Raw genomic sequence first — 23,407 nt, 5'->3', positions numbered from 1 at the left:
TGTTGACAGTCCCGTGACATCCGGCGGGCCGCCTGCGCGGGCCGACTACCCTCCCGGGCCATATGCAAATGGCCGATGCGTCTTGGACACGCCGGCCGCCCGGCGACAAGAATGCCGTTTACCTTGCCCGGACGCCCACCATGTCACGCACCCGATCCCCCGCCCGCCTGCGCCTGTGGGCCTGTGCCGCCCTGCTGCTGGGCTCGGCCCAGGCGCTGGCCTATCCCACCAAGCCCGTCACGCTGGTGGTCTCCTATCCGGCGGGCGGCAGCGTCGACGTCGCGGCCCGCATCCTGCAGCAACCGCTGTCGCAGGCGCTGGGCCAACCCGTGGTCATCGAGACGCGTGGCGGCGCGGGCGGGACCATCGGCACCAACCACGTGGTGAAGAGCCCGGCCGACGGCCACACGCTGCTCATCACGCTGTCCTCGCACACCATCAATCCGGCCATCTACAACAAGCTGCCGTTCGACACCGAGAAGGACCTCGCCGCCGTCTCGCTGGTGGCGTCCGCCCCGCAGATCCTGGTGGCGCATCCTTCCTTCCCTGCCGCCACGCTCGCCGATCTCGTGCAGCATGGCAAGGACAAGACCGACGTACCCTACGGTTCTGCCGGCACCGGCTCGCCCAGCCACATCGCCGGCGAACTGCTGAAACAGCGCACCGGCCTGCCCTTCGTGCACGTCGCCTACCGCGGCGGCGCGCCCGCCGTCATCGACGTGCTGGGCGGACAGATTCCGCTGCTGTGGGTGTCGCTGCCCGCCGTCACGCAACACGTCAAGGAAGGCAGGCTGAAAGCCCTGGCGGTGTCCACCGCCCAGCGCACGCCCGTGCTGCCCGACGTGCCCACCGTGGCCGAGACCCTGCCGGGCTTCGAGGTCGATTCCTGGTACGCCGTCTTCGCCCCCGCCAATACACCAGCCGACGTCATTGCCAAGGTACAGGACGGCCTCATCCAGGCCACGCGCGACCCCGCCATCCAAAAGGCCTTCCTGGACCAGGGCGCGGTGGCGGTGGGCAGCACCGCGCAGGAACTCGACGCGCAGGTCACGCGCGAGATCGCGCAATGGAAAACGCTGGCCAGGCAGGCCAGCATCCGCGTCGACTGAGCCGCGCGACGCGCCGCCTTCAACGCAGGGACTTGGCGAACCACTCCTGCATGCGCTGCCAGCCCGCCTCGGCCTCGGCCTTGCGATAGCTGGGGCGATAGTCCGCGTGGAACGCGTGCGGCGCGTCTTTGTACAGCAGGAAACTGGAGGCCTGCGCGGCAGGCGACCCCTTGCCCAGCGCGTCCTTCATGGTGTTGATGGACGTGACCGGAATACCGGCATCCTGCCCGCCATACAAGCCCAGCACGGGCGCGTGCAGACGCGCGGCCACGTCCACCGGGTGCGCCGGATGCAGGGGATCGGTGTCGCCCACCAGGCGGCCGTACCAGGCCACGCCCGCCTTCAGGTTGGGATTGTGCGCGGCATAGAGCCAGGTGATGCGCCCGCCCCAGCAGAAACCGGTAATGCCCAGGCGCTTGGCGTCGCCGCCTTGCTGCCCCGCCCATGCCACGACCGCATCCAGGTCGGCCATGACCTGCTCGTCGGACACCTTGCTGACGATCTCGCGTTGCAGCGTGGGAATGTCCTTGATCTGGCTCGGGTCGCCCTGGCGCGCGAACATTTCCGGCGCGACGGCGTAATACCCGAGGTGGGCCAGGCGGCGGCAGACGTCCTTGATATATTCGTGCACGCCGAAGATCTCCTGGATCACCAGCACCACCGGCGCATTGCGCTTGCCTTCGGGCGCGGCGCGATAGGCGGGCAGGTCGCCGTCGCGCACGGGGATCTTCACTTCGCCGGCCACCAGACCCTGCGTCGGTGTCTGGATGGCGGTCTGGGCCTGCACCGCGCCCGCCGCCACGGCGAAGCCGCCTGCCAGCGACGTCACGAGAAAGCCGCGGCGATCGAGAGTCAGCGGGGGCAACAGGCTGTCGAAGTCGGTATCGGGTTTGTCTGAGACGTGCGAAGACATGGGCGCATCCTTTGAGACGAGGCAGGCTTGCCGGGAGACCCACTATACTCGTGGCTCAGCCGCAAGAACCACCGTAGGTCCCGCCGTGTTCGCCTCCCCTCCCCATCGCCCTGCCCGCCCGTCCCTGGCGACGCGCATGCGGCGGGCTGCGCCATGAGCGGTGCCCTCCCCCTGCCCGAGCGGGCCAAACCCATCGCCGCACTGACGCTGGCGGCGCTGGCAGGCTGGCTCTTCTCCCTCCTCAATTCCCCGCTGCCCTGGCTGATCGGGCCCATGCTCGTCGTGGCCGCGGCGCAGATGCTTGGCGCCGACCTGCACGTGCCGCGCGGACTGCGCTTCGGCGGCCAGTGGATCGTCGGGGGCGCCATCGGCCTCTATTTCACCCCGCCCGTGCTGGCGATGCTGCCCGGCCTGCTGCCGTGGATCATCCTGGGACTGGCCGCCTCCATCCTGCTCAGCATGCTGGCCGCCAAGGTCCTGGCCCACTATGCCGGCATCGACCCCGTCACCGCGCTGTACGCCAGCTTCCTGGGCGGCGCGGCCGAAATGGCGAACCTGGCCGAACGCAGCGGCGCGCTGGTCGACCGCGTCGCCGCCGCGCAGTCGGTGCGCATCATCCTGGTCGTGGTGCTGATTCCCTTCGCCTTTCGCTGGGCCGACCTGCACGGCGCGGACAGCTACGCCACCGCCAGCCTGGTCTTCGACGCGCCCGGCTTCGTGCTGCTGATGGGCGCCACCTTCGCCGCGGGCCTGGTCTGCCACCTGCTGCGCCTGCCCAATGCCTGGCTGGTGGGCCCCGTCTTCGCCAGCATCGCCCTGAACGCGGCCGGCCATGCCAGCTCCATCATGCCGGTCGCGCTGGTGGATGTCGCCCAGGTTCTCATCGGCTGCTCGCTGGGCACCAAGTTCTCGCGCGAGTTCTTCCACGCCGCGCCGCGTTTCATGCTGGTGTCCACGCTGTGCAGCGCCGCGGTGCTGCTGGGCTCCTCGCTGGGCGCCGTCATCCTGGGCTGGCTGGCGGGGCTGCCCGCGCCCACGCTCATCCTGGGCATGGCGCCCGGCGGCATCGCCGAGATGAGCCTCACGGCGGGCCTGCTGCAATTGGGGGTGCCCGTGGTGGTGGCTTTCCAGCTGACGCGCCTGCTGGTGGTGGTGTCCAGCGCCTCGCTCATGCACCGGGCGGCCATGCGCTGGCTGCTGCGCTGACAGGCGCCTGCGTTAACAGGCTCTTACCCGGGTGGAACTCAGCAGCGTGTAAGCTGTCCTTGACTATGAACGCGCGCCCGCGCCTTGCGGGCGCATGGACGTTCCCGCCGCCTGCCATCCACGGCACGGGCCGGATCGACACCCTCTCAAGGAACGCTCACCATGCCCTTCACGCTCTCGCCCCGCCTTGCCGGCGCCACCGGCCGCGGCCCGCGCGCCAATCGCATTGCGAAGTCCCTCCGTGCCACCTGCCTGGCCGCCCTGCTGGCCGCGCCCTTCGCACTGCCTGCCCACGCGGCGCCGGCAGCCGCCAAGGCGGAAACCGAAAGCTATGTGCCCGACGTGGGCCAGGCCGGCAAGGACGTGATCTGGGTGCCGACCCCGCAGACCATGGTCGACAAGATGCTGGACATGGCCAAGGTCACGCCCAAGGACCGACTGATGGACCTGGGCTCGGGCGACGGCCGCACCGTCATCACCGCCGCCAAGCGCGGCCTGACGGCCAAGGGCATCGAGTACAACCCCGACATGGTCGAACTCTCGAAGCGCAACGCCGCCCGCGAAGGCGTGGCCAAGCAGGCGACCTTCGAGAAGGCGGATCTCTTCGAGACCGACCTGTCCAAGGCCGACGTCATCACCATGTTCCTGCTACCCACCATCAACGAGCAGCTGCGCCCCAAGATCCTGGAACTGAAGCCCGGCACCCGCATCGTGTCGAATTCCTTCCACATGGGCGACTGGGAGCCGGACGCCACCGAAGAGGTCAAGGAAGACTGCCGCACCTACTGCACGGCCCTGCTGTGGATCGTGCCCGCCAAGGTCGACGGCACGTGGAAGATCGACGGCCAGACGCTGCAGCTCACGCAGACCTACCAGATGCTGACGGGCAAGCTGGGCAACGCCGACATCACCGACGCGCGCCTGGACGGCAAGAAGATCACCTTCACCGCCAATGGCACGCGCTACACCGGCGAAGTGAACGGCCGCAGCATCAGCGGCACCAAGGAGGGCGGCGGCAAGTGGACGGCCAAGCGCGCCTGATTCCGCCAGCAAGGCATCATCCTGCAAGGTGAATTCCTGCAGGCGGAAAACGGGGCAGCCGCGGCTGCCCCGTTTTCACTCCGGCTGGTATCTCAATACCGGAAGAAGAAGTATCCGTAGTCGCCCGTTTCCTTCTCGCCGCGCTTCGCCCGCGAGGTCTTGCGCAGGCTGATGCGGGAGGGATCGGGCCAACCGAAGGTACGGAATATTTCCTCCGCCAGTTGCGGAAACACCGCCAGCTTGCGCGTGGCGCGATAGCCCAGGAAGCCGTAGACCAAGACCATCACGCCAGGCAGGTACAGGAACAGCTCGCGCGCGGTGGTCGCCCAACGGTCAGGGTGATCGCTGAAGAGCGTGAAGCCCACCGAGAAGCACGCCCCCACCAGATAGCAGGCAAAGGCGAACCAGGCATAGAAACGCAGGCTGGCGCGCCGATGCGCGACAGTGCCTTCGTGGCAATGGGGATAGACCGCGACGATGCCGTCATCGCGCCGGCGCGCGCCATAGGCCACCCACTGGTCCGGATTGCCCTGTGTGCCGGACAGCTTTTCAGCGGCCACGTCGAGCTCGTCGCCTTCCGAGAACGGGAAGCGCCAGAACCAGCCCTTCACGCGGCGGCCCTCCAGGTCGAACTCGACGTAGTCCGCCTCTTCGTTGCTGTCGGCGAAGGCCGTGCTGACCGCCGCGCCACCCATGCCCGCCAGCGCAAAGCTGGCCGCCGTCGCCGTGGTACCCACCGCGCCGCCGATCTCGCCCATCACGAAGTCCCGGGTGGCTCGGCGCCGCAACAGTCCCTGCACACGTCCGCTCAGCTTTTCCACGTCGCTCCCTCCGCCAGTGCGCCCATCAACCCACCGACTCCAGCGCGGCGGCGAACTTCTCTTCCTGCAGCTTGGCGTCCGTGAACGGCTTGCCGAAGGTCTGGTTGCCGAATGCCGAGGTCTCGCACCACTCCTCCAGGTCGTCGGGTGTGAAGTACCAGACCAGGATCTGGATGCCCGTCACCACGATGGTGACCTTCCAGCCAGCGATCATGCCAAGCACGCGCGCCAGCGCGGCCGCGGCCGCCCACCTGCTCACGTTCGTACCGACGAAGACCAGGATCCTGACGCCCGTCTTCTCGCCCAGCTTCTTGATGAAGGGCGCGGAAGCCACCGTCGCCAGCAGCAGGGTGTTGCCGATGGTCCCCACGCCGACCGCGAACTTCACGTAGTACAGGGTGGCCACGCCCAGCTTGTTTTCTTCCGCCGCCTGGCGGGCCGCCGCGAAATCGATGCCGGCGTTGATGAAGCTGGCGATGCCGCTCAACGCGGCGCCGCGCAGCTTCCAGATCTGGAAGCCCATCGCCCGCTTCGCGCCCAGCAGGTGATACGGCACGATGCCGATTTCGATGATGGCCGCACTGAGCGATGCGATGGACGCCACGATCTGGGCGTAATCCTTGCCTTTCTTGTCCGTCGCCGACACCATCTTGATCAGGTTGGCGACCTCGACGAAACCCACCGCCACGCCGATGCGCATGTTGGTGACCTGCTGCCTGGCTTCGATCGGACGGACACGCGACCACATTTCCGTCAGGGCCACCGAGCCGGGCTGGCGCACGATTGCCTCGTTGGCCTCCATGAGCGTGCGCGCGGTGCGGATGCGCGCCAGCGTCTGCGCCCGGTTCAAGCCCTCGTGCTGCGCCTGAAGCTTCACCAGGTTCAGGGAGTCGACATCCGGCACGCCGCCACGGACCAGGAACAGATGCTGGATCACTTTCTCGCCCACGTAGTCGGCCAGATTGTTGATGCGCAGATAGCTGAAGACCTTGTCGCCGCAGGTCACCACCAGCTTGTCGAAACCGACGTTCTTGAGCACGCGGTTCCAGGGGGGAATCTTGCTCGGGTCTTTCTGGTGGACCCGGCCCAGCGAGGCCTTGTAGTAGTTCGCGTACTTCTTGAAACTGTTGAGCAGCGCCACCACCGACGCGAACCCACCCGCGCCGCTGATGCTCTCGTCCTTCTTGGCTTGTGCCTGCGCCAGGCCCTCGGCAAGCTCCTTGCGCAGCTCGTCCTGGTTGGCGGCAATGGCGCGCCAGAACAGGGCGCCGGGCTGGGTGGGATCGGTGCGCTGCGTCACCAGCATGGTCAGGTAGGCCTCGCCCGAGGGGCAGGAACCCAGCCCCTCGATCAAGTCCCCGACCACCTCGGCGAACTCCTCGCCGTCATCCGGGTCCTCGCCGTGGTAATCCTCCAGGGTGTCCCACAACAGTGGCGACTCCAGCCACTTGATCAGGTCCTGCGCGCGATAATCCGCCAATTGCTTGATGGTGCGCTGGAACACCTCGTACTGCCGCTCGAAGGCATTGAGCTTGTCCCAGTTGATGTTGTCTTCGTAACGCGGCCAGGCCCCGGCAATCTCGCTCTGCTTGTGCTGGTCCAGCCGGCCGTCCAGTTCCGCCTGCTGCCGTTCCAGGTCGGTATGGTAGATATCGAATGCCTGGCCAGCTTCGCCACGCTTGTCCGCAGGCAGGTGTTGGGCAAACACCTGCTCGCGCTCACGCTGGTAGGTGGCGGCATCGATCTCGCCCGTGGCACGGCGGCGCTCCAGTTGCGCCATGGCCTGCTTGCCCTCCATCGTCGGGAAGTAGGACTCGATCACGGCATTGCGCACACGGATATCCTGTCCGCGGTCCCCGACCCGTATTCCCTCGCGCACCCGATCGGCTGCCTGGTCCGCCCGGTCCGCGGCCCGCGTTTCCAGCACGACCTTGGCGCCACGGATGTTCGCGGCCGCCGTGATCTCCAGCTTGCGCTCGTCGCTGTAGCGGGCCAACGCGCCCAACGCATCGGAGTAATAGCCGTTCAATTCATCCGTCAGCCCGATGGCGTCCCACAGGGCGATGCCCATCGGCCAATACTCGACGCCCATGCTGGGATCGCCGCACTTGTCCATCATCTGGTTGTGCAGCTGCTCCAGCACCTTGTCCTTCTGGTCGCCCTGCGCGGTATTGCGCAGGTGCCACGCATGGCGCGTGGACTGCATGCGCATCACCGCATCGACGTGCGTGCCGTTGGCGTGGCTGATGGTGGGCGGCGTCTCAGCGCCCTTGAAGGGCAGCTCCTTCGGCTCGCCATTCACCAGCTCATGGTCGCTGAAATACTCCAGGGCGGACTTCAGGTTGCTGTCGAGCGCGTAGATCTCCTGGTGGTTCGCCGCGACGGCCCCCGTGATCCACTTGGCGGGCTCGATGGGCTGCATGCGCTTGGCGCGGATGGCCGCGTCCTTGTAGCGATCCAGCGTCTTGTCGCTCCACTTGTGCTCGGAATACGCCAGCCAGACCTTGCCGCACTGCTCCGGCTTCTCGATGACCAGGTATTGCATGCGCAGCGCGTTGTGGCCGCCTTGCGAGGAACACGCCTTGGTCACCGCGCCCTGCACGCTCTGCGCGTCGGCCGCCTTCCACAGTTCACCGGCCTCGGTGACGGCATAGGCTTCCCAGTAATTCGATCCCTGCGGCCCCGACTCATAGAACAGGTACAGGAAACCCGCGCGCAACGTGCGCACCGCGTAGCGATACCTGTCGCTGATGGCCACGTCCTTGACCCGCTCTCCCGAATACACGCCCAGCGGATCGGCCCGGGGAACCGGAAAATTCTGGGGAATGACGGTATAGCGGCAGGGCAGCACGGGCAGGCCGGTCGCCTGGCAGGTTCTGCAGGGGTTGTTGCTCATGAGTCGTTCCTGACGAGTATGCCGTGGTCCAGGCCACGGCGGCAGTCCTCTTGCACGGCGTCCCATTCCGCCGTCGTGATGCCGGAAAACAATCGGGCCAGCGCGACGTCATCGGGCGCATCGGCGAAACGTTGCCGCAGCAATGCGTGCCGGTCGAAATCGGGCGACACCGTCAGCGCGCGCCAGGCACAGGCCTCCCAGTCGCGCGGATCGTCGTAGCCCAGGGCGCGCACGCGCCGCATGCAGGCAAGCACCTCGGGCAGCCTCGCCGACGCAGCCGACGGCCAGGGCTCGGGCAGGCGACGCCACGCGCGGTTCAAGGAGGCCAGGCCTTCCACAAGGTCCCACTGCGCCGCGTCCAGCGCCAGGCCCTGCGCCGGCACCGCGCCGCCACCGGGCTGGGCACGCACGGCCAGGCCGCCCCAGCGGTCGCGCTGCAGCCATTGGCGGCAGGGGCCCAGCACCGCGGCCTGCTGCGCGGCGCGCAACTGCGGCCACAGCACGTCCATCACGGCCGGATCGTGCAGGCGCAGCATGGCGCGCCAGCCTTGCGGATGCCGCGCCAGCATCACGCCGGAGAGATGGCGGGCCAACGCCGCGCCATCATCGCAGCCGAACAGCCAGCCACCGATGCGGTGGCCCATGCCCTGGCGCAGCGAGCCCAGCTCGCCATCCTCGACGGACATGTGTGCCGCCGCGCGGGCCAGGTCGGCGTCACGGTACGAAGACAGGTCCAGCCGCACCAGCCGGGGCCAGGCGGACGGATCGACATCGCGGTCGGCCAGCCGCACGGGCAGGCTGCGTACCTGCACGGCCTCACGCCAGGGCGCCCAACCCGGGTGATCCAGTGGATCACGCAACACCGGATCGATCAGCAGCCAGCAGACACTGCTGCCCAACCCCGCGGCGTGCTGGTGCAGCGACTCGGCCAATGCAATGCCATCTTCCTGGTATTCATGCGTCATAAGGCCACGACCCCGCCGCTGGCGCCCGCCGCGTCTTCCATGCGCTGCTGGCAGCCCTGGTAATCGCCCGACGGCGTGGCGAATGCCGCGCTGGCGGATTGCGGGCCGCTCCAGTCATGCGCGCCCGACCGGAACTCCACCTTGCCCGGAGCGTGCAGGTTGACCTTGCCGCCCTCGATGCTGAGATACGCGCCAGCGGCCGTGGCCAGCACGCGCTTGCCTGCGGTGACCTGCACCGATCCCTGGGCCGACGCGATGGTGACCTGCTTCTGCGCCTGCCACTCCATGCCCGTATCCTGGGCCTGGATGCGCAGCGGACCGCTGGCCGCATGCAGCCGCAAGCCCTGCTCCTGCACGGCACGCCCCTGCCCGGGCGCGGCCCCCTGGGCGAAGAGCACGAGGCCGTCAGCGACGTTGACCGCCATGTGTCCCATGGCCGCCCAGTTGACGTGGGGCGCGACGAAACTCGCGCTGCGGCCGGCCACGACGACGGCGTCAGCGGGGGTCAGCTGGCCGATGCCGCCTGGCGCACTGAACTGGAGATGGGGACGGCTATAGGCCGCTGCCTCTCCGCCCGTCCCGGCCTGTTTCGCGCCGACTATTTCGAACACGGCCGCCAGGCCCTCCAGCGCGGGGGCGGCGCCCTTGCCACCCTCGGGCTCGGCGCGATGCACCGCCGCGGCATCCGCCAACGAGCGCGCCGCCTCGTGCGCCGCCTGTATCTGGTCCACGGCCTCCTGGCTGTCCAGGTGCGCACCCTGCGCGTCGCGGCGCGCATCGGCGCTCACCAGCAAACCCGCGCCCGCGCGCACCGACACGGCCTCTGCCGTCGACAGGGCCGCGCCGTGCCCCTGGTCGTCCAGCCGCTCGTTGTCGCGTTGATGCTTGTGATGCCCCAGCGTCAGGCCGCTGTCGGCCTGCGTGGTCGAGACGTTCAGGCGCGCCTGGCCGGGCGAATCGTCCATGACGATCTGGTTGTAGCCGCCGTCGCCCTTGCCGCTCTCGGACAGGGCCTGCGTCTTGATGCCCGACAGCACCGCGTTGTGGCCGTGCGCTTCCTTCTCGCCCGCGAACCAGGCCGGCGCGTTGCCGGTGGCATTCGCCGCGCCGCCCTGCACGGTGTTGTGCGGCGCGTCGACGGCGCCCTCGCCGTTGTACAGCGTGCCCACCACGATGGGCCGGTCGATGTCGCCGTGCAGGAACTGCACCAGCACTTCCTGGCCCACGCGCGGCACGAAGTTGCCGCCCCAGTCGCCGCCCGCCACCGCCTCGGCCACGCGCACCCAGGTGCTGGACTGGCCGCGCGCGGGCGCGTTGTCCTCGCCGCTGGGGTGCGCCAGGCGCGCGCTGGCGCCCTCGCCGCGCTGCCAGTGGAACTGGATGCGGATACGGTGATCGCGGTCCGTCATCACCCGCGCGCCCTCGTCGCCCACCACCAGGGCGGTCTGCGTGCCGTGCACCGTGGGCCGCGGCAACAGCCGGGCGCCATGGCCGTCGCGCGTGGCGGGACGATAGGTCACGCTGGCCGGAATCGCGGTGAAGACGTTCTGGTAGAAATCCGCCTCGGCGCCGTCCTCGGCAGCCCCCAGCGCGACGTCCACGGCGCGTTCAAGCTGCTCGTCGAAATTGTTGCGCGCACGATGCCGCACCGACAGCAGCAGGTAATCGCCGTCGCCGGGTGCCCAGTGGCCATCCAGGCCGAAGCGCTGGCCGGCGGCGAAAGTGCGCACGGTACCGCGCCCTTCGTGGCGCGAGGCTGCCACCTGGCGCGCGGCCAGCGCGCTGTGCGCCAGGCGGTCGCCCTGCGCGTCGTTCTCATAGGCGTATTGGCCGGGATAGTCCTCGTCGACGAGTTCACGGTCCTTCGGAAACCCCGCGCTGGCCTGCGCGCTCACCGGCCGCGCCTGGCGGCTGCGGTAATCCCAGCTGGACAGGCGCACGGCATTCACGCCCCAGGCACGCCGGGCCTGCCACTGCTGCACGGTGTCCTCGGACTCCGTCACGTCGGCGCGCTGGAAACGCGCGCGCGCCTGGGCGCCGGCCTTCATCGCATCGTTGTGGTCGGCGATCACCACCGTGTGGCCCGCATCGCCCGGCGCGTGCTCGACCCAATAGAACAGTCCTTCTTCCGCCAGCAGGCGCTCGACGAAGTCGAAATCCGTCTCGCGGTACTGGATGGTCAGGCTGCGTTTGGCATAGACCGCACGGTCCTTCACTTCCCAGCGCCATTGCGGCGCCAGCCCGCCCTGGCCGTTGTAGTCGCCGAACACGCTGTCGACGATCTCGAAGACGCTCACGTCCTGGAAGACGAAGCTGTCGCGCCGCTCGCGCAAAAAGGCCAGCCAGGGCTCGACGATCAGGCGATAGCGCGCCAGGCCGCCATTGGCGCCCTCGAAGCGCGCCTCGGTCACGTGCCCGTTCCACACGCGCGGCGCATCCTCGCCCAGCGCGGTGCGCAGCGTCAGCGTCACCGGCTTGCCCAGCAGGCTGGCCAGCGGAATGTGCGCATCCAGCGCCAGCGCCGAAACCTCCAGGCGGCTCGCGCCGCCGCTCAGCATCTCCACGCCTTGCAGCGTTTCCGCCAGCAGCGTGTTGGCGCCCAGCGGCGTTTCCAGGTCCAGCAGGCGGTTGGCCTGCGTGAACGCGGCGGACATCAGGTGCGTGGGGGAAAAGGACGTGTCCATGGCTGGTGCTCCCTCAGCTCACGCGGTAGCGGAACTCGCCGTTCTTGGCCGCGCTCACCTTGATCTTCGTGACGGCCTCGCCCTGCGCCATGCGGCCCAGCACTTCGCCGGACACCTCGGGCAGCAGCGTGCCGTTCAGGATGTGGTCCACGTTGCGCGCGCCCGTGTCGACTTCGGTGCAGCGCGCCAGCACGGCCTCGACCAGCGCCTCGTCCCACTCGAACACCGCGCGGTGATTGGCCTGCACCCGTTCGGCGATGCGCGAGAGCTTCAGCGTGATGATGCGCACCAGCGCGTCGTCGTCCACCGGGAAGAACGGGATCGTCTTCATGCGGCCCAGGAAGGCGGGCTTGAAGGCCTTGTACAGCTGCGGCGTCAACAAGGCGTGCAGGTCATCCGGCGAAGGCCGCGATTCCGCGGGCTGGTTCAGGCAGGCCTGCATGATCGCGGACGAGCCCACGTTCGAGGTCAGGATGATCAGCGTGTTGCGGAAATCGATCTCGCGGCCTTCGGCGTCATCCATGACGCCCTTGTCGAAGACCTGGAAGAACATCTCCAGCACGTCCGGGTGGGCCTTCTCGATTTCATCCAGCAGCACCACGCTGTAGGGCTGGCGCCGCACGGCCTCGGTCAGCACGCCGCCCTCGCCATAGCCCACGTAGCCGGGCGGCGAGCCTTTCAGCCCGGAGACGCTGTGCGCCTCCTGGTATTCGCTCATGTTGATGGTGACCAGCTTGCGCTCGCCGCCATACAGGATGTCGGCCAGCGCCAGCGCGGTTTCGGTCTTGCCCACGCCCGACGGCCCCACGAAAAGGAACACGCCCTTGGGCTTGTTCGGATCCTCCAGGCCCGCGCGCGCCGTGCGCACGCGTTGCGCCAGCGCCTCCAGGGCGTGGTCCTGCCCGATCACGCGCTCGCCCAGCATGCCCTGCAGCGCCAGCACGGTGCGGATCTCGTCGTTGACCATGCGGCCCAGCGGAATGCCGGTCCAGCCCGACACCACCTCGGCGATCGTCTGCGCATCGACGCAGGCGGGCACCAGCGGATCCTCGCCCTGCAGCGCGCGCAGCTCGGCCTGCAAGGCGGCCAGTTGCTGCTGTTCGGGCGAGGCGGGCGCGGCGGTGGCCTTGGCGCCACGGCGCTTGGGCGCAGGCGCGGCGGCCGGCTCCGCGCCGGCATCCGCAGCCTGTGCGGGCGCATTCTCGCCTTCCAGCTTGGCGCGCAGTTCATGGATGCGCGTCACCAGTTCGCTTTCCTGCGCGTGGCGGGCCTCGGCCTGCGCCAGGGCCTCGCGCGCGGCGCCGATCTCGTCCTCCACCTCCTTCAGGCGGGCAGGCGCGGCGCCGCTGGCGCGGCGCTCGCGGCCCAGCGCGTCCAGCTCGGCCTGCAGCCGCGTCAGGCGATGACGGGCGTCGTCGATGCGCGCGGGCGTGGCCGAGCGGCCCAGCGCCACGCGGGCGCAAGCCGTATCCAGCACGCTCACGGCCTTGTCGGGCAGTTGGCGGGCGCTGATGTAGCGGTGCGACAGGCGCACGGCCGCCACCACGGCCTCGTCCAGCACGCGGATGCCGAAATGGCGCTCCATCAGCGGCGCCATCGCGCGCAGCATGCTCGCGGCCAGCGGTTCCGTGGGCTCCTCCACCTTCACCACCTGGAAGCGGCGGGCCAGCGCGGCGTCCTTCTCGAAGTACTTCTTGTATTCGCTCCAGGTCGTGGCGGCGATGGTGCGCAGCTCGCCACGCGCCAGCGCGGGCTTGAGCAGGTTGGCGGCATCGTTCTGGCCCGCCTGGCCGCCCGCGCCGATCATGGTGTGCGCCTCGTCGATGAACAGGATGATGGGCGTGGCGCTCTTCTTCACCTCGTCGATCACGTTCTTCAGGCGGTTCTCGAACTCGCCCTTCACGCTGGCGCCCGCCTGCAGCAGGCCCAGGTCCAGCGTGCGCAGCGACACGTTCTGCAGCACCGGCGGTACGTCGCCCTCGGCGATGCGCAGCGCCAGGCCTTCCACCACGGCGGTCTTGCCCACGCCTGCCTCGCCGGTCAGGATGGGATTGTTCTGCCGGCGGCGCAGCAGGATGTCGATCATCTGGCGGATCTCGGTCTCGCGGCCGATCACCGGGTCGATCTGGCCATCGCGCGCGCGCTGCGTCAGGTCGGTGGTGTACTGGTCCAGCGCCGGCGTGGCAGAGGGCTTGCCGCGCGTGTCGGGCGCATCGGACTCGGGCGCCTCGCTGGTGGCCTGCGCACGCTCGGCCTCCCTGGAGCCCCTTGCCAGCTCGTCATAGCGATGCTTCAGGTCGTCCAGGCGGAACGACGCGAACCGCGACGAACCCCGCAAGGCCAGTTGCGCCAGGTCCGGCGCGGTCAGGAGCGCCAGCAGCAGGTGGCCCGAACGGATGCGGGTGTCGTGGCTGTCCAGCGAGGCGATGAGCCAGGCGTGCTCGAACAGCGTCTGCAGGTGCGGCGAGAACACCGGCGTGCGCGTGTTGCCCGTGCGGACATTGCCCAGCTCGTGTTCCAGGTCGCCCTGCAGCGCGGCCACATTGATGTCGCAGCGCCCTGCCATCACCACGAAATCGCTGTCCGGCTGCTCCAGCAGGGCCAGGAAGACGTGCTCCAGGTCGACTTCGTAATGGCCACGGCCCATGCAGATGCTGGCGGCGCGTTCGGCCGCCTGGCGGCAGGTGGGGTTGAGCTTGCCTATCAGTGTCTTGAGCGGAGTCGTCATGGAAGGTTGCGTCGGGGTTCGGTGATGGCGAATTCGGTTCAGCCGGATGTCAATGGATCGTGTTCAGGCCGTAGCCGGCGTCGTCGCGGTCCTGGTCGGCGACCTCGGTGCACAGGAAGGAGTTCCAGCCCAGGCGGGTGCCGGACTGGCCATCGTCCTCGTCGGACAGCTGGCTGTTGCCCACTTCCTCCTTGGCCAGCACCAGCTTGATCTCGTACTCGAAGGTCGGGCCGCCCAGGAGCAGCAACAGCTTCTCCAGCGCCTGGGCCTGGCTGCCGCCAGGCAGGAAGCCCGCGAAGGCCTCCTTCTTCAGGGGACCGATGCGCAGGCGCAGGCACAGGTCGCGCTGCCAGATGCGGTCGCCAGCGAAAGCCGACACGCCCAGCACGGCGCCCGGCGCGCCCAGCACCGTGCGATGCGCCGGCGGCACGTCGTACCACCGCCCCACGAACTGCTCCACGCGCAGGTCCTCGCCGAAGTAGTCGGACAGCACGCGCTGCAGGTACTCGGCCGATACCGGCCGCTGGCGCACCGCCGCGGCATAGTGCGCGATGGCCTCGTCGTGCACCTGGCCCGGGCCGTCCATCATGCGGCGGCGCAACGCGGAGTGCCCCAGGCCGGCCAGGGACAGCAGCAGCGGCAGGTAATGGTGATCGCGATCGGTCTCGTGGCGCAGCGCCAGGCGGTACTTCTTCCAGGCACGATAGAACAGCGCCGCGGCGCGATTCGAGAAGATGTCGAAGAAGGCGCGCGCGCCGCGCTCGCGCGTGCGCGCCTCGCCCTGCGCCAGCGCCTCGGAATAATGCAGCGGCAGCGCGCCCTGCGCGCCCAGCAGGCCGAAGAAGGCCGGTGTCAGCGCCACCTGCCCCAGCTTGCCCGCCTGGATGGCCTCGCGGCGCACGTCCGGATCAGCCAGCAGTTCACCCTGGTCGTCATACGCCAGCGCGCCGGCCAGCTCGCTGGGCGGGAAGGCCAGCGAGGGGGAATTCAGGAAGCGCATCTGGGCCGCCACGGCATCGCGCCCGGGCTGGCCGCCCTGCCGGGCAAAATGCAGCTCCATCAGGCGCACCGCCTGGAAGAACCCGAAACGCTGCGGCTCCGCCAGCAGCGCTTCGATCACACCAGGATCGCGTCGCCGTTGCATGGCTGGCACCTCAGGATTTCCTCGGCATTGCGGCGCGACACCACCACCAGCTGCACGAAGCTGTTGGCTTGCACGTAAAGGCCGAAATAACGGTTGATGACGCTCACGAACGTATGCAGGCTCGTGCCGACGAAGTTGTCTTCGTTCACGGCCAGCTTGATCTCGATGCCGCGCACGAAGGTCGCGAAAGGCTCGCCCGGCATCCAGTGCGTGGTGGGCCGGTAGTCCATGCCCGTGATGCCCTCGATCTGGCGCGCCGAGGTCGCCGACCGCGACAGGTCATAGAGCCGCAGGGTTTCCTTCAGCGCCGCCAGGCCGCTGTGCACCAGCGACAGGTGATTCAGCGACAGATGCGAGATCAGCCGCCAGTGCGCCGCGCGGCCCTGCTCGAAGCGGTGCGCGTGCGTGGGCCGGCGCAGCAGGCGGATGGCGCGGGCAATCGAGCCGCCTTCCAGGAACAGATCGCCGCCGGACTGGCCCACGCTGAGCTGGGCCGGCAGGTCGCGGTTGGTGCAGGTGAGCTCCAGGCTCATCGTCTCCACCTGCGGCACGGCCGGATTGAAATCGATGTCCACGATGGTCAGCTCGGTTTCATAACCGGGGCTGCGCTGCGCGGTCAGCTCGTTGCGGCGCGCGGTCCAGTAATGCCCGCCCGTCTCCGGCGTCTGGCCGTGGCGCAGCGAATAGAACGGCCGGAACTCGATCACCGCGTCGCCCTGCGCGTTCTGGCGCACCTGGCGCACGCGGTCGATGGAATAGATTTCATAGCCGTAGGCGCGGCGCGCATCGGCCACGACCGGATAGTTCGCGCCGGCGTGCGTCACCCGGATGGGTTCCGCGCGCTGCGGGAACAGGTTCACCACGGGCGTGCAACCCAGGCGCAGGTTGTCCGCGCTCAAGGTCTCAAGCAGGCGCGCCGTGTTCGAATCGGCGCGCAGCTTGCTGACGGGCAGGTGCACCGTCACGCGGCGCGCGGCGCCCACCGTGGCGCGCAGCACGCGCAGGTCCAGGTCGACGAAATTGAATTTCTCGGGGAAGGAAAAATATTCCGCCAGCAGGCGATAGGCCGGATGCGAGCTGGCGGGGAAATCGATGAGCGATTCGTCGGCGCCCATGCCCACTTCGTGCAGCAGTTGGCCCGGCAAGCGTTCCCACCAGCCCAGGCGCGTTTCGGCATAGACCGCGCTCGTGCGTAGGAACAGGCAGTCGCGCAGGGCAGCCACGAAGGACGGCTCGCCGTGCAGATAGATCCGCAGCGTGTCCACGCCCAGGTTGGCCAGGTTGGCCGTCTCGCCCAGGCACTCCAGGGTCAGCGACAGCCGGCCCGTCACATCGGGCGCCAGCACCACGCTGCCCGGCGCGCTGGCCGCCGGCACGAACTCGGCATGCGCCACCTGCAACGGCGCGATGGTGACGTCGTAGGCGCTACGGAAGCGGCACGCCACGCCCTTGACGGGCTGCGACTTGAATTCCGTGCCGCGCGGCATGCGCACGGGCGCGGTCAGCTGGCCGGCCACGCCGCCCACGTCGAAATACGCGATCGAACACGCCGGGAAAGGCCGCAGGTAGTGCGGATACATCACCTCGAACAGCGCTTCGGTGAATTCCGGGTAGTCGTCGTCCAGCTTCTTGTTGATGCGCGCGCCCAGCAACGCGAAGGATTCGATCATCCGTTCGACGTGCGGATCCTCGCAGACCTCGCCGGACAGCCCGAGCCTGCCCGCGATCTTGGGGTAGCGATCGGCAAACTCGCGCGAGGTGCTGCGCAGGAAACCCAGCTCGCGTTCGTAATAGGGCAGTAGGTCTTCCATCTTTGCTCTCTTCTCGCTTCGCGCGCGGCGCCCGCGCGTTCCTCAGAGTCCCGGGCCGGTCTTGCCGCGGCCCTTGGTGACGGAATACTGCAGGGTGGACGGTTGCAGGGTCGCATCGAACGCCACGGGTTCGTGCGCGGGCCCCACGTCCAGGATGGCCGTGATGGCGAAATACAGGACCGACGTCGCGCGGCTGTCCACCTGCAGCAGCACGCGCACCTGCGTCAGGCGCGGCTCATGGCGGGCAATCGCCTGCTCCAGCGCGCGGCAGATGAACTCACGGTCGTAGAAACTGGCCAGGCTCAGGCCTGAGAAATCGGACAGCCCATATGTCAGGATCGAGCGCTGGCACTCCGGAAAGCGCGACAGCGTTTCCTCGGTGAAGACCATGCGCGTGTTCAGCAAGGCCTCGATGTCGCGGGCGACCGTCTCCTTGATCTCCTCGACCGAGAGACGGCGCAACGCGTGCGGCGCCTGGGATGGCGCCGCGAACAGCTTGTCGAACAGGCTGGGTTCGAATCCCTTCATGACGCCCCTGTACCCTCAATATGGCAACGGGCCGCGAACCTTGCCGGGTCGCGGCCCGCTTGCTGGGAAGGGACGAATTAGACCGAGTAGGTCTTGTCGTTCTTCGTCAGGCTCCAGGCGCCTTGCGCGTTGCCGCCCTGGTTGCCGCCGATCTTCTGCTGCGTGTACTTCCACTGCACTGCAGCGTACTTCAGCGAGAAGCTTTCGTTGGGCAGGCCTTCGCTGACCACCTCGGGCGCGACGCGCGAGATGATGACGTGCTTGAGCTTGATTTCCAGGTACTTGACGCGATTGCCTTCGCCGTCGGCGCGCAGGAAGTCGACGGTCACTTCGTCGAAGGTGGTGCCGCCCGAGGCGTGCTGGTACAGCAGCGGGCTGACGACGTCCAGGTCCTTCGTGAAGACCATCTCGCCATGCTCGGTGCGCTCGGCGGTGTGGCCGCCCGAGGTCGAGGCAGTGGCCGAACGCGGCTGGATGATCTCATGGCGCCAGGAGCCGACTTCGATCCAGTCCGGGTGATCCTTGTCCTGAGACTCCCCCTTCAGAGCGGGGTTGCCGAATTTGATGTAGATGTCCTTCATGAAATGACCTCTTCAGTGGGTAGGGTTGGGTTGACGCAACGTCACGACTTCTGGGCCTGGGCCGGCAATTCGGCAACCAGGCGCAGCGAGATCGAGAGCTCGTCGAGCTGGAAGTGCGGCCGCAGGAAGGCCACGGCACGGAAGACGCCGGGGCGACCCGGCACTTCGGCAACTTGCACCGAAGCCTCCCGCAAGGGGAACTGCGCTTTCTGCTCCTGCGAGGCGTTGTCATCGAGCAGCACGTATTGCGACACCCAACGATTCAGGAAGCCTTCCACGGACTGGGCCGAGGCGAAGCTGCCGATCTTGTCGCGCATCATCGCCTTCAGATAATGCGCAACCCGCGACACGGAGAAGATGTACTGGAGCTGGGCCGACAACACCGCGTTCGCGTTGGCGCTGTCGGTGTTGTACTTCTTCGCCTTCTGGACCGATTGCGCACCGAAGAAGGCGGCATAGTCCGAATTCTTGCAATGGACCAGCGGGATCAGGCCGAGGTCGCTGAGTTCCTTTTCCCGGCGGTCGGTGATGGCGATCTCGGTCGGGCACTTGAGCGCGACTTCGCCGTCATCGGTCTTGAAGGTGTGCGTGGGCAGGTTCTCGACCAGGCCCCCACCTTCCACGCCGCGGATGGCGGCGCACCAGCCAAAATCGGCGAAGGCGGAGGTCAGGCGCGCGCCGAAGGCCCAGGCGGCGTTGCACCACAGGTACTTGGCGTGATCGGTGCCGTCGACCTCTTCCACGAAGTTGAAGCCTTCCACCGAGGTGCCTTCCTTGGGGTCGTAAGGCAGACGGCCCAGGAAGCGCGGCATGGTCAGGCCGACATAGCGCGAGTCTTCCGAATCGCGGAAGCTGCGCCACTTGGTGTATTCCACCGTGTCGAAGACCTTGGCCAGGTCACGCGGGCGGCCCAGGTCGGCAAAGCTTTCCAGGCCCAGCAGCTCGGGCGAGGCCGAGGCGATGAAGGGCGCGTGCGCGGCGGCCGCGACGTGCGACATCTGCTCGATGAAGTACATGTCCTCGGGCTGGCGCGTCACTTCGAAGTTGCCCAGCAGGGCGCCGAAAGGCGCGCCGCCGAAGGTGCCGAATTCCTCTTCGTAGACCTTCTTGAACATCAGGCTCTGGTCGAAGTCGATGGCCGTCTGGAAATCGCGCACCAGGTCACGCTTGGTGGCGTTCAGCAGCTTGATCTTCAGCATCGGGCCCGTGTTGCTCTCCTGGCAGAGGTAATGCAGGCCCCGCCAGGTCGACTCCAGCTGCTGGAACTTGGGGCCGTGCATCACTTCGCTCAGCTGGGCGGAGATCAGGGTGTCCAGCTCGGCGACGCGCGCATCGAGCATGGCCGACAGGTTGTCGGACACCACCACGGTGCCTTTCATCACTTCCCGGACCAGCTCGCCGATGATGTCGCGGGCACGATCGTGCTCGGCATCGGACTTGGCGACGCGGCTCTGCTCGACGATCTGGTCCAGCAGGCCCGCCTCGGCCTGGGCGGCGGGCGCGGCATTCGCCTGGGCAGCAGTGTTACTCATGGCGATCTCCCTTCTTGTCCGTTTCGGTGCTCAGCTGCTTGAGCTTCTCGGTGCTTTGCAGCACGTCGCCCAACAGGTCTTCCAGCTTGTCGTTGCCAGCCAGCTTGTTGCGCAGGTCGGCCAGCTTGGTGCGGATCTCCAGCAGCTCCTTGAGCGGCTCGATCTGCTGCACCACGGCCTCGGGACGGAAATCGTCGATCGAGCGGAAGGTCAGGTCCACGGCGAAGGTGCCCTTCTCGTCGCTCAGGCGATTGCGCACCTGGTAGGCGGCGCGCGGCGCCAGGCCGTTCATGACGTCGTCGAAGTTGTCGACGTCCACGTTCACGAACTTGCGGTCCTTCAGGCGCGGCAGCTCGGCTTCCGATTGCGCGCTGAAATCACCGACGACGCCGACCACGAAAGGCAGTTCCTTCTGCTCGATCGCGTCACCCTTCTCGACGTCATAGGTCAGCTGCACGCGCGGCGGGCGCACTTTCTGCAGCTTCTTCTGGACGCTTTCTTTCTTGGCCATGGCTAGAACTCCAGGAGTCGGGCGCATCGGAATAAGACACCGCGCGCCGCGGGATAAAGACGGCTAGGGAAAACTGCGCGCCGGCTCCCGGCGCGCACGGGGAATCAACGCAGCAGGTTGCCGAAAGGATCGGGCGCGCGGCCAGGGGCGGCAGCGGGCGGGGCAGCCGGTGCAGGCGCGGGCTCGTTCGCTTGCGGACGTGCGGCGGGCGCTTCCGTGGGCTGGCGCGGGCGCGTATTGGTGTTGCCACGGGGCGGGCGCTTGCGGCCATCCGGGAACAGAATATCCTCGCCCAGCGTTTCGCGCATGGCACTGGCAAGCGCCACGGCGTCGGGACGGGCATTGCCGGCCAGCAGCGCATCGGCGCGCAGGTCGGCCAGCGATTGCATCGCCACGCGCAGGCCGCCCACGGCGCGCACGCTCTTCGCGACGTAATCCTGGGGGTCGCGGCGCAGCGCCTCGTCGGCGGACACGATGGCCTCGCCATAACGCTGCTCGTCAAAAAGGATCTTGGCCATATAGGACCACGGTTCGCCCTTCTCGGGATTGCGGGTCGCGATGGTCTCGAGTTGTTCGAGGGCGGGCTCGGCGCCCTTCTGCGCCAGCGTCGTCTCGGCCTGGGCCAGCGACTGGCGGAATTGTTCGTCGGACTGCGGCGTGGGACTGGTGGCGCAACCCGCCAGCACGATCAGCACACCGGCGATGAAAGCATGGCGAAGACTGCGATGAGAGGGCGGCATGGTGAGCAGTAAGTCCTGAGAGGCGAGGCGGCGTATTTCATCAATTACTTGTAAATCATTGACTACTGCATATTTCATAACATTACAGCGGATTTAGTGGCCCTTACGGCGTGCATTGCGCACACTTGCAAGAGGTTCCGGTATAAAGGGCCATGCTGAAACGAAATCTTCCAGCGCGCCTCCTGCGCGCCGGCCTTCTTTTGGTCGTGATCCCCGTGTTTACTGGCTGCGCAGGCGTCGGTGCCGTGGCTGAACTCGCCAATTCGGCCCTGGAAATGACAGGCCTGAAAAAGGACAAGAATGCGCCTGTCGAGGTGAAATTGACACTTGTTGCTGGCGAAAATTTAAATGTTAGTAACGGCCAGCCCCTGTCGATGATTACAAAAATATACTACCTGAAGAATAATGAAACATTTATGCGGGCCCCGGTCAACCAATTGATCGACCCCGCCCAGGAAAAGGCCGCGCTTGGCGACAGCCTGATCGCCTCGCGTGAAGTCCCGCTCATGCCGGGACAGCGCATCGAATCCATCGAGAAGGTCCCGCCCACCGCCCCCTACATCGCGGTGGCGGGGCTTTTCTTTTCTCCGGCCCCGCAACGCTGGAAGTTCGTCTTCCGCGCGGACGAAGCCAGGAGCACCGGCCTGATGATCGCGGCGCACGCCTGCGCGCTGACCGTCACGCAAGGCAAGCCCGTGCCGCTGCCCGGCATGCCTGCCTTCGACCCCTCGCGGCTCGCATCCGTGCGCTGCCCGGCGGGCTAGCGCGGCGCGGCGGCAGACAGCCCTCTCTATATAGATAGACCCACACACTTCCCGATAACGAACCGAAGATATCCCGACACCGTGAGTCACTCTCCCAAAGTCCTCTGGGGCGAAGGCCTCTTCCTGCGCCCGCAACACTTCCAGCGCCAGGACGCCTACCACGAGTCGCGTCTGGCGGAAATGAGCCGCGCGCTGCATCCCTATGCCTGGGGCCTGCAATCGCTGCGCGTCGATGAAGACGCATTGGCCAATGGCATGCTGCGCCTGACCGAACTGTCGCTGGTGTTCCCCGATGGCGACGCCTATCACGCACCCGCTGGCGACGCCCTGCCCCCGCCCGTGTCGCTGAACATCCTGGATGGCGCCACCGAAGCCGTCTTCCACATCGCGCTGCATCCGCTGAAGGAAATCGGCGGCAACTACCGCCGGCCCGACGCCGTCGACGCCTTCGACGCGCGTTATGTGCAGGTGAATGGGCCGGCGCCGGACCTCTACACCAGCGCCGCCGCCGCCGAGCTGACCTTCCTGCGCAAGAACGTGCGGCTCCTGGCCAGCCACGAACCGCGCCAGGCATTGCTGTCGCTGCCCGTGCTGCGCGTGCGCAAGACGGCCAGCGCCGGCTATGAAATCGACACCAGCTTCATCGCGCCCAGCATGTCGGTGCTGGCCTCCCCCGCCCTGCACGTGCAATTGCGCCGCCTGCTGGACGTGCTGCAGGCCAAGGTCAGCGCGCTGTACGGCTTTCATCGCGAGCCCAGCAAGAACATCATCGAGTTCCGCTCGGGCGACGTGGCGTCGTTCTGGCTGCTGCACACCGCCAACGAGGCCTATGCGGCGCTGTCGCATCTCTTCCATCACCCGCACCTGCACCCCGAGCGCCTGTTCCAGGAACTGCTGCGGCTGGCCGGCGCGCTGATGACGTTTTCCAAGGAGCGCACGCTGGCCGACCTGCCGGTCTATCGCCACGACGCGCCCGGCCCGGCCTTCGAGCAGTTGGACGGCATCCTGCGCGAACTGCTCGACACCGTCATCTCCACGCGCTACTTCTCGATCCTGCTGGAAGAAGTGCGGCCGTCCTTCCACCAGGGCCGCCTCGACTCCGACAAGCTGGACGAGGCCACGACGCTGTACCTGTCGGTGCAGTCCTCGCTGCCGGCCAGCGAGCTCACCGAAATGGTGCCGCTGCGCTTCAAGGTCGGCGCGCCCGACGACGTCGAGAAGCTGGTGCTCTCGGCCATGCCCGGGCTGCCCGTGAGCTATGCGCCGCAGGTGCCGCCGGCCGTCCCGGTCAAGCCCGGCGCCAGCTACTTCGTGCTGCAGAACCGCGGCTCGCTCTACGAAAGGATGCTGCAATCGCGCAGCATCGCCATCTACGCGCCCTCGGGCATCCCGGAACTCAAGCTCGACCTCATCGCCGTCACCCGCTGACGACA

General features: G+C 67.7%; 18 protein-coding genes. 5 read left to right on the top strand and 13 right to left on the bottom strand.

Annotation, left to right across the window (positions count from 1 at the left end; all coding sequences use genetic code 11):
* Positions 1-140 precede the first annotated feature (140 nt).
* Positions 141-1,109, top strand: coding sequence for a Bug family tripartite tricarboxylate transporter substrate binding protein (locus ODI_RS04035; RefSeq protein ID WP_067752368.1), 969 nt, complete (start codon positions 141-143; stop codon positions 1,107-1,109).
* Between the two features lie 19 nt (positions 1,110-1,128).
* Here ODI_RS04035 and ODI_RS04030 read toward each other — a convergent pair whose 3' ends face one another.
* Positions 1,129-2,022 carry a dienelactone hydrolase family protein gene (locus ODI_RS04030; RefSeq protein ID WP_067752268.1) on the bottom strand — a complete coding sequence of 298 codons (894 nt, stop codon included), beginning with the start codon at positions 2,020-2,022 and terminating at the stop codon, positions 1,129-1,131.
* Between the two features lie 153 nt (positions 2,023-2,175).
* On the opposite strand from ODI_RS04030, the gene ODI_RS04025 reads away from it, so the two are divergent.
* Positions 2,176-3,228 carry an AbrB family transcriptional regulator gene (locus tag ODI_RS04025; RefSeq protein WP_067752271.1) on the top strand — a complete coding sequence of 351 codons (1,053 nt, stop codon included), beginning with the start codon at positions 2,176-2,178 and terminating at the stop codon, positions 3,226-3,228.
* Positions 3,229-3,390: 162 nt separating this feature from the next.
* Positions 3,391-4,269 carry an SAM-dependent methyltransferase gene (locus tag ODI_RS04020; protein ID WP_082985256.1) on the top strand — a complete coding sequence of 293 codons (879 nt, stop codon included), beginning with the start codon at positions 3,391-3,393 and terminating at the stop codon, positions 4,267-4,269.
* A 92-nt stretch (positions 4,270-4,361) separates the two neighbouring features.
* Here the strand turns inward: ODI_RS04020 and ODI_RS04015 are convergent, their stop codons facing one another.
* The 12 genes from ODI_RS04015 to ODI_RS03960 form a co-directional block, all read right to left on the bottom strand.
* The gene (locus tag ODI_RS04015; protein WP_067752274.1) at positions 4,362-5,090 is read right to left on the bottom strand and encodes a putative type VI secretion system effector; all 729 of its coding nucleotides are present in this window, start codon (positions 5,088-5,090) and stop codon (positions 4,362-4,364) included.
* A 25-nt stretch (positions 5,091-5,115) separates the two neighbouring features.
* A complete protein-coding gene (locus ODI_RS04010; protein ID WP_067752277.1) occupies positions 5,116-7,986 on the bottom strand; it encodes a T6SS effector BTH_I2691 family protein in 2,871 nt (956 codons plus the stop codon).
* Positions 7,983-8,951: a DUF4123 domain-containing protein gene (locus ODI_RS04005; protein WP_067752280.1), complete on the bottom strand. Its 969-nt coding sequence runs from the start codon at positions 8,949-8,951 to the stop codon at positions 7,983-7,985. The genes ODI_RS04010 and ODI_RS04005 overlap by 4 nt, the downstream gene beginning before the upstream one ends.
* Complete coding sequence (locus ODI_RS04000; RefSeq protein ID WP_067752283.1) at positions 8,948-11,635, bottom strand: type VI secretion system Vgr family protein; 2,688 nt, start codon at positions 11,633-11,635, stop codon at positions 8,948-8,950. The genes ODI_RS04005 and ODI_RS04000 overlap by 4 nt, the downstream gene beginning before the upstream one ends.
* Before the next feature lie 13 nt (positions 11,636-11,648).
* Complete coding sequence (tssH, locus tag ODI_RS03995) at positions 11,649-14,363, bottom strand: type VI secretion system ATPase TssH (RefSeq protein WP_067752285.1); 2,715 nt, start codon at positions 14,361-14,363, stop codon at positions 11,649-11,651.
* Between the two features lie 49 nt (positions 14,364-14,412).
* Positions 14,413-15,516, bottom strand: a complete 1,104-nt coding sequence (tssG, locus tag ODI_RS03990) for a type VI secretion system baseplate subunit TssG (RefSeq protein ID WP_162292288.1) — start codon at positions 15,514-15,516, stop codon at positions 14,413-14,415.
* The gene (gene tssF, locus ODI_RS03985) at positions 15,480-17,318 is read right to left on the bottom strand and encodes a type VI secretion system baseplate subunit TssF (protein ID WP_067752290.1); all 1,839 of its coding nucleotides are present in this window, start codon (positions 17,316-17,318) and stop codon (positions 15,480-15,482) included. The genes tssG and tssF overlap by 37 nt, the downstream gene beginning before the upstream one ends.
* Before the next feature lie 42 nt (positions 17,319-17,360).
* Entirely contained in the window at positions 17,361-17,846 is a 486-nt protein-coding gene (gene tssE / locus ODI_RS03980; protein ID WP_067752293.1) for a type VI secretion system baseplate subunit TssE, read from the bottom strand.
* A gap of 77 nt (positions 17,847-17,923) precedes the next feature.
* A complete protein-coding gene (locus ODI_RS03975) occupies positions 17,924-18,427 on the bottom strand; it encodes an Hcp family type VI secretion system effector (RefSeq protein ID WP_067752295.1) in 504 nt (167 codons plus the stop codon).
* Positions 18,428-18,468: 41 nt separating this feature from the next.
* The gene (tssC, locus tag ODI_RS03970; RefSeq protein WP_067752298.1) at positions 18,469-19,959 is read right to left on the bottom strand and encodes a type VI secretion system contractile sheath large subunit; all 1,491 of its coding nucleotides are present in this window, start codon (positions 19,957-19,959) and stop codon (positions 18,469-18,471) included.
* Positions 19,952-20,470, bottom strand: a complete 519-nt coding sequence (gene tssB / locus ODI_RS03965) for a type VI secretion system contractile sheath small subunit (RefSeq protein ID WP_067752301.1) — start codon at positions 20,468-20,470, stop codon at positions 19,952-19,954. Before tssB ends, tssC begins: the two co-directional genes overlap by 8 nt.
* A gap of 104 nt (positions 20,471-20,574) precedes the next feature.
* On the bottom strand, positions 20,575-21,210 hold the full coding sequence (locus tag ODI_RS03960) for a tetratricopeptide repeat protein (protein ID WP_067752304.1): 636 nt from the start codon (positions 21,208-21,210) through the stop codon (positions 20,575-20,577).
* A 152-nt stretch (positions 21,211-21,362) separates the two neighbouring features.
* Between ODI_RS03960 and tssJ the strand changes: the two genes are divergently transcribed.
* Together tssJ and tssK are read left to right on the top strand one after the other, a co-directional pair.
* Positions 21,363-21,974 carry a type VI secretion system lipoprotein TssJ gene (gene tssJ / locus ODI_RS03955; RefSeq protein WP_074046788.1) on the top strand — a complete coding sequence of 204 codons (612 nt, stop codon included), beginning with the start codon at positions 21,363-21,365 and terminating at the stop codon, positions 21,972-21,974.
* 81 nt (positions 21,975-22,055) lie between these two features.
* Positions 22,056-23,402 carry a type VI secretion system baseplate subunit TssK gene (tssK, locus tag ODI_RS03950; protein ID WP_067752306.1) on the top strand — a complete coding sequence of 449 codons (1,347 nt, stop codon included), beginning with the start codon at positions 22,056-22,058 and terminating at the stop codon, positions 23,400-23,402.
* The last annotated feature ends 5 nt before the right edge of the window (positions 23,403-23,407 follow it).

It is taken from the genome of Orrella dioscoreae (assembly GCF_900089455.2).
In the GTDB taxonomy this organism is placed as follows: Bacteria; Pseudomonadota; Gammaproteobacteria; order Burkholderiales; family Burkholderiaceae_B; genus Orrella; species Orrella dioscoreae.
This window is presented reverse-complemented; position numbering and strand designations above follow the sequence as displayed.